The following is a 12,389-nucleotide window of genomic DNA, read 5'->3' as shown; positions in this document are numbered from 1 at the left end:
GGAACTCTTCAAACGTCGGACGCGAACTCCCATTGGGAATGCCATCTGGCCTCCGCTTGCGTCGCCCCTACAGGGCTTGGAACTCATGTCGTCCCGTACCGGTGGCTTGCGCCACCGCCTGGTGGAGCGTCGCCCTCCGGGCTTGAAAAGGGGCAAATTGAGGGAGGACTGGGCGCGCAAGGATACGGGTGAATCCACCCCGCCCACGCTCTCACGAGCGCGGCTACCCCAATCCACACTCCCCCCACACGCGCGTTGCCAACCGTGCCTATCCTCCCCATCCTGCGCCCCGGATGCCCGACTCCCGGCTCAACACCACCGAAGCCCTCGCCAAACATCTGGGGATCTCCCGCTGGACCGTGTCCCGTGTGCTCAACGGCCATGAGGGAGTAAAGCCCGAAACCGTCCGCCGGGTGCGCCAGGCCATCGAGGAACTCGATTTCCAACCCAGCGCCCTCGCCCGCGGCCTCCGCGGCGGCCAGACCGCCACCATCGGCGTGTGCTTCCAGGACCTCGATTCCCCGATCCTCGCGATGCGCGCCGCCGCCCTACAACAGCAGTTGCGCGAGCAGGGCTACCACACCGTCATCGAGCTTTCCGGTGCCGGCGCGGACCTGGAACGCCACGCGCTCCGCCGCTTCGTGGCCCAGCATGTCGATGGCATCGTCCTGATCTTCTCCCGCCTGCCGTCCGACGATCCCGTCCTGGAGCTGCTGGAGCGCGAGAAGATCCCCTCCTTCTGGGTCGACCCCGAGAACGCCGTGCCCGGCGACAAGGTGACGCTCAACCGCTCCCACTCCATGAAGCTCGTCCTCGAGCACCTCGCGGAACTCGGCCACCGCCGGATCGCCCTGCTGGGCATCGACCCGCTCGACCGCTTCGGTTCGCTGCGCATGCCCGGCCTGAAACGCCACGCGCCGAAGGTGGGCCTCGATTTCGAGCGCGACTTCCTCTCCGTGTTCCACCCCGGCGAGACCCGCCAATCCTTCGACTACGGCCGCGAGCTCGCCGCCAAGCTGATCGCCACCGCGAAAGGCAAGCTGCCCACCGCGATCATCGCCCTGAACGACCGCATCGCCATCGGCATCATCAACCGCCTGCGCGAGGAAGGCATCCGCGTGCCGGAGGACGTCTCGGTGGTCGGCCACGACAACATCGCCGTGGCGGAGCATTTCCATCCCCCGCTCACCACCGTGGACCAGCAGACCGACCGCCTCATGCACCTCGCGGTGCGCGGCCTGCTCGACCGGCTGGAACCCGGCGCCGCCCCTTCGCCCGGCCGCAGCCTCACCGTCCAGCCCCGGCTGGTGGTCCGGAACTCCACCGCCCCGGCCCGCGGATAGCGGCAGCCAGCCCCCGTTTTGCGACCGGATGCCCGTCTCCGGGGCCTTTTGATTGACAAAACCCTACACGTGTAGGATTCACCTCCCACCACCATGCTCCAGATCAAGCCCAAGTCCGAATGCGCGTTCGACCAGATTTCCCTCGGTGAAGTGATGCTCCGCCTCGATCCGGGCGAGGGCCGCATCCGCACCGCCCGCCAGTTCACCGCCTGGGAAGGCGGCGGCGAGTACAACACCTCCCGCGGCCTGCGCAAGGTCTTCGGCTACAAGACCGGCGTCGTCACCGCCTTCGTCGACAACGAGGTCGGCCACCTGGTGGAGGACTTCATCATGCAGGGCGGCGTGGCCACCGACTTCATCCAATGGCGCGAGGACGACGGCATCGGCCGCAAGGTCCGCAACGGCCTGAACTTCACCGAGCGCGGCTTCGGCATCCGCGGCGCGGTCGGCAATCCGGACCGCGGCAACACCGCCGCCTCCCACCTGAAGCCGGGCGACATCGACTGGGACCACATCTTCGGTGAACTCGGCGTGCGCTGGTTCCACACCGGCGGCATCTTCGCCGCGCTTTCCGAAACCACCGCCGCCCTCACCGTGGAGGCCGTGAAGGCCGCCAACAAGTACGGCACCGTCGTTTCCTACGACCTCAACTACCGCCCGTCCCTCTGGAAGACCATCGGCGGCCTCGCCAAGGCCCAGGAAGTCAACCGCGAGATCGCGAAGTACGTCGACGTGATGATCGGCAACGAGGAGGACTTCACCGCCTCCCTCGGCTTCGAGGTGGAGGGCGTGGACCACAACATCTCCAACATCGAGACCGACGCCTTCAAGAAGATGATCGAGACCGCCGTGAAGGAGTTCCCGAACTTCAAGGTCGCCGCCACCACCCTGCGCGGCGTGATCACCGCCACCATCAACGACTGGAGCGCCATCCTCTGGCACGACGGCAAGTTCCACGAGAGCCGCAAGTACGACAAGCTCGAGATCCTCGACCGCGTCGGCGGCGGCGACAGCTTCGCCTCCGGCGTGCAGTTCGGTTTCCTCGAGTTCAATGACGCGCAGAAAGCGGTCGACTACGGCGCGGCCCACGGCGCGCTGGCCTCCACCACCCCGGGCGACACCTCGATGGCGACCCGCAAGGAAGTGGAGAAGCAGATCACCGGCGGCGGCGCCCGCGTGGTGCGCTGATCCTCCCCGACATCCGGTATTTCCAAAGGCCGCCATTGCATCGCGATGGCGGCCCTTCTTTTCGATCTCCGCAATCGGGAGCCGGTGATGTCCACCGGGACCTCAGTGGTCCTTGAACACGAACTCCTGGCGGTAGGCCGCGGGGGCCACCTCGCGGCGCATCAGGCGCAGGTCGAACACGCCCCCCGCGATGTCGCCGGGGCGCGATTGGAAACGGACGGTCACGCGGCTCTTGCCCGCGGTCAGGTGCGCGGGCAGCTCGTGCACATGGTCGAAGAACTCGCCCGGCCGGTTCGCCAGCAGTTCCTCGGTGGCAATGAGTTCATCGTCCACGCGGACCTCGAAGATCCGCTTGTGCCAAACGCCGCCCCAGTAGGTGATCACCAGCGACAACGGTTCAACGGGATCGCATTTCAAGCTGTAGGAGAACCATCCGCCATCGCGGGCAAGACGACATTTCCGGTCGGAAAAATCCTCGATCGCGCTGTTCTCACCGCACAGGCCGTGCTCGACTTCCGGCTGCTGGAAGCCGGGCGTGACCGAATCAAGCGTGCCCGCCTCGATCGCCCGCTGGCGCTCGCGTTCGGCACGGATGCCGCTCTCCCGCTCCGCCCACTCCGCGGCGGTGAGACGCGGAAAATAGACCGCATACTGCTCCTCGTAGATGCGGTGGAAGGGCACGAGGACCAGGTCCGCGGGCTTCACCACGCCCTCGCTCCGGAAGGACGCGAAGCCGGTAGGCCTCATGCCCTGCAAGGCCGCATCCCAAGACTCCGCCACGATATGCGGGGGAAACGCATCGGTCTTGCCACGGGCATCGAGGTGCTCGCTGAAGCGGCGTTTCGAGGGATTCGGCACGCCCTCCTCGTCCGGCACGATCGCCGCGAGCAAGGTGGGGCCGAACAGGAAGGCCCCGCTCCCCTCCTCCACCTGCGGGAGGAACTCCACCCGCAGCGCCATCGGTAGCCGCACCACCAGCGTGTCGCCGGAGCGCCACTCGCGGTCGAGGGTGAAGTACGATGAACGCCGTGATTCCACTTCCAGCTTTTCCCCATTCAGCACGATTTCCGGTCCGGCGCACCACGCGGGGTGGCGGAGCTTCAAGGCGAAGCGCACCGGCTCCTCACAGGTGAAGGAAAACCGCACCGTGTCCTCTTCCGGAAAAACCGTGTCCTGCCGGACGATCACGCCCCGCTCACGCCAATCGAGCGTGCTGCCCAGGTAGAGATTCACCCACAGCATGTCCGCGTGGCGGGCGTATATCTGCTCGCCGTAGCGCGCGGGGTTTTCCAGGCCGGTGCCGACACAGCACCACCATGAATCGTAGGGCGTGGAGAACACCTTCACGCCCACCGAGCCGAGCCCGAGGAAATAGCCGAACTCGCCGGGCTGTCGGCCGAGGTTCACCAGCAGGTGGTTGATCATCGCCCGCTCCACGAAATCCATCCGCGCGGCGTCCGGCCGGTGCCGGAAGAGGTGGCCGGTGAGCTTGAGCAGGTTGTAGGTGTTGCAGGTCTCGCAGGTGTTCGGCGTGAGACGGCGTGGGAATTGTTCCAATGGGAAGAAGTGCTCGCTCTCGCCGTGGCCACCGGTGGCGTAGGAGCGATGGTTCACCACCCGGTCCCAGAAAAACTCCGCGGCCTCCCGGTAGGCGGGATCGCCACCGAGTTCGGCCTCGCGGGCCAGCCCCACGATCTTCGGGATCTGCGTGTTCCCGTGCAGGCCATCGAGCCGGTCCTCGCCGCGCAGCAGCGGCGCGAGGACCGCCTGGTGATGGAAAAACCCCTCCGCCATCCGCAGGTAGCGCGGGTTTCCCGTGTCGGCGGAAAGATCGGCCAGCACCTCGTTCATGCCGCCGTGCTCGGTGCGCAGCATCTCCTGGATCTGCTCCGCGGTGAGCGGGGACAGCACGCCGTCCAACCAGTCCGCCACCTTTGCCGCCACCACCAGCGCATCGTGGCTCGACGCCAGGCGATGGGCATCGCGCAATCCCGCGAGCAGCTTGTGCAGCGTGTAGAACGGCACCCACACGCCATTGAGCGAAAACGGCGTGGCCTCGATCCTCCCCGTGCGCACGCCCTCGAAGGCGGTCTTGTCCACCGGCAGCACGTAGCCATCGCCATTCGCCGCCTGGCACAGCGCCAGCTCCGCCACGGTGTGGTGGACACGGCGCAGCAGCTCCGCATCCCCGGTGGCCGCCTGCATCAGGCTGATCGCGGAGAGGTAGTGCCCCAGGCTGTGCCCGCTGATGTCCCGGGACTCCCAGCCGCCATAGCGCGACGCGCGGGGATCGAGCCCGGCTTGCAGGCGGAACGGTGCGAGCAACCGGTCCACTTCCACACCCAGCAGGTAGCCGCGGTGGAGTTCCTGGCGTTCATGGAACGGCCCGCCCGTCAGGCGGACCCGGTCGAGGGAGAAGGAAGAAAGGCTCATAAAGGTCACCACCACGGGATCATCATGCCGCTCTCACGGGCCAGCGCTTCCATCAGGTAATAGTCGCCCCAGCTCGTGTAAGCCTTCACCGGATTGCCCACCTGGCCGTGCTTCAGCGTGCCGCGCACCGCCAGGTCCGTGTCCAGGTAGTCCGCTGTGCACAGCCGGTCGAGCAACGCGTGCTTCGCCGCCAAAAGCGTTTCATCCGCGTGGCCGAGCGCTTCCAGTTCCTGGATGCCGCACACCGCGATCGACGCCGCGGACGAATCCCGGATGTGCAGCGCGGGATCGTCCGGCAGACGGAAGTCCCACACCGGCACCACCTCGGCATCGAGCAGCGAAACGAACCGGCGCGCGACCCGCAGCGAGGCATCGAGGTAACGTTCATCCCCGGTGTGGCGGTGGCTCATCGCGAAGCCGTAGATCGCCCACGCCGTGCCGCGCGCCCAATGGCTGTCCTTGCCGTGCCCGCAGTAGTTTTCCCCAGTGGTGGGCGCGCCGGTCACGGGATCGAAACGGTAGGCGTGGAACACGGAATCATCGCCGCGGATGAAGCAGGCCAGCGTGGTGTCCGCATGGCGGGTGGCGATCTCCTTGAAACGCGGGTCACCGGTTTCCACCGAGGCCCAATACAGCAGCGGCAGGTTCATCATGCAGTCGATGATCGCCATGGCATCCCACTCACCGCCCGTGTCGTCCATGCGCCCCCACGCGCGAATGTAGCGGCCCTCCGGGATGAAGCGCGCTGCGAGCACCTCCGCGGCCCGCAGCGCGAGCACGCGGTGCGATTCTCCGCCGGTGAGCTTGTGGAGCGCCACCGAGTGCAGCGAGTAGAGGAAGCCGAGATCGTGCATCGTGTCCACCGCATGGCGGCCGAGCTTTTCCCGGTAGTGGGGATCGAGCTCCAATACATGACGGATGAAGTGGTCGTCCTCCGTCTCACCCCACGCGATGAGCGCCATGCCGGTGATGAAGGAGCTGGTCCAGTTCCCGATCTCGTGGAAACCCTCGTTCCACTTCGAATAATCGCCGTCCGCGTCCCACGACCAGGTGGTGGGCTGAGCGGCCATGCCCGCGATGTTGCGGCGGGTCTTCGCGACCAGGGTGTCGTAGGCCAGTTTCCACGCGGGGGACAGTTGGCTGGCGGGGGTGAGATGGGCGGTGCTCATGACGGAGGGCCTTGGAGAAAGGGGCGGAAAGAAGACGCCGCGATCTAAGTCCCGCCACCACGGCCACCACAAACGCCGCCGTGGTTTCACTGTTTATCTCCGACCCAGCCAGCCATGCCCGCCAGCCCCATGGACTGAGGGGCTGGCGGGCACTTCTCTATTGCATTACCCTGGAAAACCCGAAAGCGATCATGGTTCAGCAGCCACCTTCACCCGCAGGAAGGCCCGGGACGAGGTGGCCACGTTCCCCGGCGCGCGGAAGGTGCGGTAGCTCCAGCCACCGGGCAGCCCCGGCAGACCGGAGGTCACGGCGGGCACCACCTCGGTGACATTCATCGACGTGAAATCCGTGAAGTCCACCGATCCCTGGACGGTGTAGATGATGCGATCCACCGCTCCGGACACCAGGTCACCCGGACCTGAGAAACCCGCGCCAGAGCGAACCGGAAGGGTGAGCGTGAGCACGCGTTCGACACCCGTGCCCGGGTCGATCTCCAGCACGCGGTTGGCCAGGCTGCCATCGGGAGCGGGCGAGAGCGGGTTGGCGGCCAGCGCGAACTCCAGCAGGTTCGAACGGCCATCGCCATCCGGGTCCTGGTCAGGGCCGTTGTTGGTGCCATCCAGCCCCATCGCGGTGGCCCAGCTGTCATAACCCGGGCTGAATCCGGTGGCGGGCACCGTGAGGGTGATCGCGGCCTGGCCCGCGACCGTGTCGTGGAGGTTCACCCGAAACGTGTTCGGCCCGACCACCAGCGTGCCTCCGTCGGCGACGTTGGAGAACGTGCCGGTGAGGGCACCCGAGTATTGGGCGAACAGCAGCTTGGTGCCGGTGGCCAGCACGGTCGTTCCCGCATCGGTCACCGCGAGCGCGGCCCCGCCGAGATTGAGATTTCCGGCCACCAGCGTGTCGATGGCGGAGGAGCCGGAATTGAGCTGGATGGCGAGTGTGGCGGTGGACGAAAGGGTCACGCCCGCCGCGGTGAAGGTGCCGATGCCGGCATTGCCCGGGGCGAGCGTGCCGCCCACGACCAGCGGACCCAATAGCGATCCCGCGCCTCCGAAGGTGGTGCCGGTGGCGGTGGTCACCGCCGTCGTACCCAGAGCCCCGTTCACCAGCAGCGTGCCCGTCGAGACGGTGGTCGGTCCGGTGTAGGAAGATGTGCCCGCCAGGACGAAGGTGCAGGTGCCGAGTTTCGTCAACCCGTGTGCCCCGCCGGCCTCGGTGATGTTGCCGCCCAGCGTCAGCGCCCCCGGGGACACAGTGAGCAAGGTGGTGAGGGCGACATCGCCGCGCAGTTCAATCGGGCTGCCGACGAGTGATGCCACGGCGCTCGCGTTCGCGATCTTGCACCCCTCGCCATTGAAGACGAACGGACGGGTGATGGTGGAAACGGCCGCGGTGTTCGAATAGAACTGGGCGTTGGTCCCCGCGTTGAAGGTCACCGTCTTGCCCGTGCCGTAGTCCGGAACGCTGGTGGTGGTCTCCAGGCTCAAGGTGCCGCCATTGACCACGATGTTGCCATCGCCGACATCCGCGGACACCAGGCAGACGTAATTGTCGTCCACCTTGGTGAGCGTGTGACCGGCGGGATCCAGCACGGCCTGGTTGACCCCGCCGACCTGGGTGGCACGGATATCGAAGCGCCCCGTTCCACCGATGCTGGCATCCGCGGCGAGCGTCACCCTTTGGAACGCGTTCTGTTGGTTCAAGGCGCTGCCATTGAGAATCGCTCCATGACCGGCCGGGCCAGCACCGGAAATGACGAACGACTTCTGCCCGAAGTTGGCGTTGTTGGCGGTGGCATTCCCGCCCAGGTCGAAGGCACCTCCATCCGCCACGGTGACGACGCCGCCGGGCAGCACGCCCACCGAGGCGTTCGAGCTGGCGCGGAGGGTTCCGGCGGAAACCGTCGTACCGCCGGTGTAGGTATTCGCTCCGGAGAGGGTGAGGGTGCCGGTGCCGGACTGCCGGAGCACCCCGCTTCCGGAAATCACATTGGCCACCGTGGGATTGTCCGTCCGGAAAAACTCAAGCGTCGCACCGTTCGCAATCGGTCCGCTGCCCGCCGTGCCGGAAGTTCCACCGTTACCGATCCTGAGGGTGCCGGCATTGACCGTGGTCTGGCCGGAATAGCTGTTGTTGGTCGCGAGCGTGGAGACGGCGCTGCCGTTCTTGACGAGAATGCCGGTGCCGGTGATGCCCTGGGAACCGGTGACGACGTAATCGAGCACGTTGTTGTTGAAGCGGACTTCCAGCGGACTCACCGGGCCGTTGCTGATATCGGGCGTGGCGTGGACGGCGGTGTCATCGAAAAGATCGATCTCGCCATCCAGGTAATCGGTGGTGATCGCCGCGCTGGAGTTCATGACCCAGTTCTTCGGAGCGGCCAGCACGGCGGTGCTCCACTCGTTGCCGAGCGCCCCGGACCACACCGGAAAATCGCCGCTGGAGATCACGTCCATCACGATCACCTTGTTCACCGTGTCGTTGTAGAGCTGGGCCTGGAAACGGAGCGGCACCGTGCCGAGCTTGAACGCGGTCAGGCCCACGCCGCCCAGCGCGCCGTAGCTGATGACCGGATACTGGCCGACCGCGGGTGCCACGCCGGTCAGGTTGATCGAGACGGTGGCCTCGCCGCCGGTGGGATTGAGCGTGCCGAGCACCTGCACCGGAGCGGCGGGAAAGGACGCGGTGTTGATCTGGATCGCGGAGCCCTCGGCGAGGTTGAGATCCTTCTTCAAGGTGATGCCGGCTCCCGCGGCGGGATTGCTGGCCAGCAGGCCGCCGGTGGCGATGGTGACATCCGGCGAGAGCTGGGCATTCGCCGCCAGCGTCGCCCCGCTGTTCACCGTGACCAGGCCGGTGGCGGCGAGATCACCCACGAACTCAAGCCGCCCGCCATCCACCGTGGTGGTGCCGAGGTGGTTGGTGGTGCCACGGAAGATCTGGGTGCCGGTGCCGGTCTTCACCAGGCTGACCGCCCCGGCACCCGCGTCATCGAGCGTGCCGCCGAAGTCGCCGGCGGCGTTGTTCGCGCCCAGCGTGAGGGTGCATGGCGTGGCGGCGGTGTTCTTCACCTGGTTGAAGGTGTTCACCGCCGCATTCAATCCATTGATCGTCTCGTTGTGACCGGAGAGGTCGAGGCGCGCGATGTCCGAGGCACCGGCGATGGTGACGCTCCCCTTCCCCGCTCCATTCGGGATCTGCTCGTCCGCGCCGAGCTTCACATACACCTGGCGGCCCGCGCCGCCGACGGTGAGGAGCAGGCCGCCATTCCAATCGTTCGCGGCGTTGTTCAACGTGATGCTCCCCACGTTGCCGGTGGCGGCGGTGAACTCCAGGCGGCCGGAGCCGGTGATCTTTCCGGTGATGGCGTTCGTTCCACCCGAGCCACCGGTGATTCGGGCATTCTCCGCGAGTGTGATGGTCCCGGAAAGCGTGGTCGCCCCGGTGTTCATGCGGATCGCGCCCATCGTCTGCCCGCCACTGGTCTCGGTCGATCCCGTGCCGGCGATGGTGAAGTTGTTGGCGAAGGTGCCGTTGTTGTTCAGGAACGCCTGCCCACCTGTGTAAATCGTGACCGGTCCGGTGCCGAACACCGAGGTGTTGCTCCCCTGGACGCGGCCGAGGTTGATGAACGTGCCGCCGGAGTAGGTGTTGGTACCGCGGATGTCGAGGTAGCCGACGATGTTGACCGCCACCGGATTCGCGCCGTCATCGGTCATGGTGGAATCGATCCGCAGGTTGTTGTTGGTGGCGGTGAAATTGGCCGCCGTGGTGGTGGCGTCCAGCAATGTGATCTCACCGCCGCCGCTGGCGGTGAGACTCCCGCCGGTCACGAGCATCACGCTGTTTGCGGACGAGGCGCCGGTCCGGTAGATGCCACCGCGGGCCCCCAGCCGGAGCGCCCCGGCGAGAGTGAGCGTGCGACCGGTGCCGATGGTGGTGACCAGGCTGTTGATGGCGGTGCCCGCGGCGGCGGTGATGTTGGCCGTATCCGCGGTGTAGCGGTAGTTCAGATTGGCTCCCGTGGTGATCGCACCGGACGGGATGTTGGTGTAGGCGGTGTACGGCACCGTGTTGCCGCTGCCATCGAGGCTGGCCCAGTCGTTGCCGATCACCGCCCAGCCGCCGAGGATGCCGCTGGCATCGTTGGCGAGTCCCGAACCGGCGAGGTTGATGTTCCCTCCCACGCGGTTGACGACGACGGTGGAACCGGTCGAGCGGGCGAACGCTCCGGAGAGGTTCATCGTGCCGCCGGTGGCCGGGGTGGTGAGCGTGGTGAGGCCGCTGCCGATGGTGATCGGCAGGCCCACGGTCACGGCGTTGGTGGCGTTGTTCGCGATCGTGGAGCGGTTGAGCACGATGCCATTGCCGGTGACATTGAACGCCCCCGCGCCGGCGGCGAAGGAGAGCCCCGTGAAGACGGTGCCGGCGGCGAAGTCATTGACCGGCGTGAGGCGGACCGTGCCGCCGAAGACCAGCGTGTCGTTGGCGGCCGGAGCGGTGTTCGCGTTCCAGTTGACACCGTTCAGCCAGGTATCGTTGGTGCCGCCGCCGTCCCAGGTCTTGGTGGCGGCGGTGGCCGGAAGCGGGGCCAGGAAAAGGGTGGCGGCGGTGGCGAGGAGGGAGGCTCGTGTCACGATCGGACGGCCTGCAATACGTGGGCTCATGATGGGCTATCGGTTTGGGAGTGCCCGGAGTGCGATGGGTTCTCTCCGGATACTTGCCAATGTGCGCCGCCTGTCGGGAGCGTGTTAGCTACACGAATGAGTAGCCTTCATAAGCCACCGCTCGCGTGATGAGCGATCGATCATGGCGCGGCCTTTACCGGCACGGAACGGTTCATCCAGGCCGGTCCGACATCGGCCGCGGAAAGCGCTCGATGGACCACCGGCGCGCTGGACACCTGGTCGCATCCGGCATCGGCACGATCGGGGCGCGGCTGGCCATCGATGTCGGCGGCGATCCCGGCCAACCCCTTCGCGGCACCGATGCACGGACTGCCCGTGGAGGGCCGCCAGACACCGTCCGGCCCGCGGCTCAAGCCCGGCTCCACGGTGCGGAAACCCGGCGCGGCCAGGTTGGTCAGATTGTCCGCCCACACGAAACCGGGTCCCTGCTTGCCCCGCGCCGGAACGCTTCCGGGCGGCAGGTTCAGCAGATTGCCGGCGATGGCAATGTCCTCCGGCAGCAAGGTGCGGCCCGAGGTGCCCATGCCCGCATCGGTCTGGATGCACACGCCCCGGCTGGCGACCACGGTGTTGAAGGCGATCGTGCAATGGCGGGCCTGGAAGTAGCCGTTGAGCGGCGATTCCGGGATGCCCGCGGTGATCCAGAAGGCCCCTTCCACCACGTCGTCGAGGTAGTTGTTCACCACGACATGGTTCTCCCCGATGATGCGGATGCCCCCCGCGCCCTTCTTCCCGCCGCCGAAGAAAAAGTTGCCTTCCACCCGGCATCCGTTGCCATGCCGCAGGGTGAGCATGCCGGCGCAGTCCCGGAAGGTGTTGGAGCGGTAGACGTTGTCGCAGGACTTGTTGGAGATGATCTCGATCTCGCCGTCGCAGCGGTCGAAGAGATTATCCTCCACCACCGTCCCGGACGATCGCATGGACTGGCCGCTGTAGCCGATGCGCATGGTTTCTCCGCCGTTCCGCCCGAGCGGCGGCCGCGGGCCGAAATGGTTGTGGTCGAACCGGTGGCGGTTCGGGCTGCCCTCCACCTGCACCTGGATGGTCGGGGAATCGGTGGTCTTGTCCGCGAAGTAACAGTGGTCGATGCGGTGGTCCGTGCCGGTAATATCGAGGAAATTGCGGGCATTGCCACCGGTGACGGCGCAGGACGAGAGCCGGCAGTGGTCGCCCCGCAGGAAGATGGCACGGCCGCTGGTGGTGGACTCCTTCAGCCACAGCCCGCCTGCGACCACGTGGCTGCCATCGATGACCAGCGACGAGTTCCCCACCAGGATCACCTTCCCCGCGGTGGCCGCGCGGAAGGTGACCGGTTTCGCCTCGGTCCCCTGTGCTTGGAAGACCAGATCCTGGTCCCGCCATTCCCCGTCCGCGAGAATGACGGTGTCGCCGGGTTTCAGACCGGCCATGGCCTTGCCGAGGTCCCCGGCGGAGGAAACGGTGAAATCGCGGGCGAGCGCGATGGACGTGGAAACAAACAAAACGATCAGGACAAACGGACGCATGACGCCGGATCATCGGCCGGATGGCTCCGGAGGAACAGCTACACGGATGAGTAGGA

6 protein-coding genes are annotated in these 12,389 nt (G+C 66.6%); 2 read left to right on the top strand and 4 right to left on the bottom strand.

The genetic code is table 11. The features are described 5' to 3' along the window. The first annotated feature begins 293 nt into the window (after window positions 1-293). Together llg_RS13955 and llg_RS13950 are read left to right on the top strand one after the other, a co-directional pair. Complete coding sequence (locus tag llg_RS13955) at window positions 294-1,343, top strand: LacI family DNA-binding transcriptional regulator (protein ID WP_338285288.1); 1,050 nt, start codon at window positions 294-296, stop codon at window positions 1,341-1,343. Window positions 1,344-1,436: 93 nt separating this feature from the next. Next, window positions 1,437-2,531 (top strand): sugar kinase, encoded by a 1,095-nt coding sequence (locus llg_RS13950; protein ID WP_338285287.1) that lies wholly within the window; start codon window positions 1,437-1,439, stop codon window positions 2,529-2,531. A 102-nt stretch (window positions 2,532-2,633) separates the two neighbouring features. On the opposite strand, the gene llg_RS13945 is transcribed toward llg_RS13950, so the two are convergent. The 4 genes from llg_RS13945 to llg_RS13930 form a co-directional block, all read right to left on the bottom strand. After that, window positions 2,634-4,964, bottom strand: a complete 2,331-nt coding sequence (locus tag llg_RS13945; protein WP_338285286.1) for a beta-L-arabinofuranosidase domain-containing protein — start codon at window positions 4,962-4,964, stop codon at window positions 2,634-2,636. A 5-nt stretch (window positions 4,965-4,969) separates the two neighbouring features. After that, window positions 4,970-6,133: a glycoside hydrolase family 88 protein gene (locus tag llg_RS13940; RefSeq protein ID WP_338285285.1), complete on the bottom strand. Its 1,164-nt coding sequence runs from the start codon at window positions 6,131-6,133 to the stop codon at window positions 4,970-4,972. Between the two features lie 189 nt (window positions 6,134-6,322). Continuing rightward, window positions 6,323-10,807, bottom strand: coding sequence for an autotransporter-associated beta strand repeat-containing protein (locus llg_RS13935; RefSeq protein ID WP_338285284.1), 4,485 nt, complete (start codon window positions 10,805-10,807; stop codon window positions 6,323-6,325). A gap of 140 nt (window positions 10,808-10,947) precedes the next feature. Then, window positions 10,948-12,333 carry a polysaccharide lyase 6 family protein gene (locus tag llg_RS13930; protein WP_338285283.1) on the bottom strand — a complete coding sequence of 462 codons (1,386 nt, stop codon included), beginning with the start codon at window positions 12,331-12,333 and terminating at the stop codon, window positions 10,948-10,950. Window positions 12,334-12,389 lie beyond the last annotated feature (56 nt).

Origin of the sequence: Luteolibacter sp. LG18 (assembly GCF_036322585.1) — a bacterium.
Classification (GTDB): domain Bacteria; phylum Verrucomicrobiota; class Verrucomicrobiia; order Verrucomicrobiales; family Akkermansiaceae; genus Luteolibacter.
This window is presented reverse-complemented; position numbering and strand designations above follow the sequence as displayed.

Bases quoted from the DNA above. Each gene is read 5' to 3' on its own strand.
- llg_RS13955 (WP_338285288.1), top strand. From the start codon at position 294: ATGCCCGACTCCCGGCTCAACACCACCGAAGCCCTCGCCAAACATCTG.
- llg_RS13950 (WP_338285287.1), top strand. From the start codon at position 1,437: ATGCTCCAGATCAAGCCCAAGTCCGAATGCGCGTTCGACCAGATTTCC.
- llg_RS13945 (WP_338285286.1), bottom strand. From the start codon at position 4,964: ATGAGCCTTTCTTCCTTCTCCCTCGACCGGGTCCGCCTGACGGGCGGG.
- llg_RS13940 (WP_338285285.1), bottom strand. From the start codon at position 6,133: ATGAGCACCGCCCATCTCACCCCCGCCAGCCAACTGTCCCCCGCGTGG.
- llg_RS13935 (WP_338285284.1), bottom strand. From the start codon at position 10,807: ATGAGCCCACGTATTGCAGGCCGTCCGATCGTGACACGAGCCTCCCTC.
- llg_RS13930 (WP_338285283.1), bottom strand. From the start codon at position 12,333: ATGCGTCCGTTTGTCCTGATCGTTTTGTTTGTTTCCACGTCCATCGCG.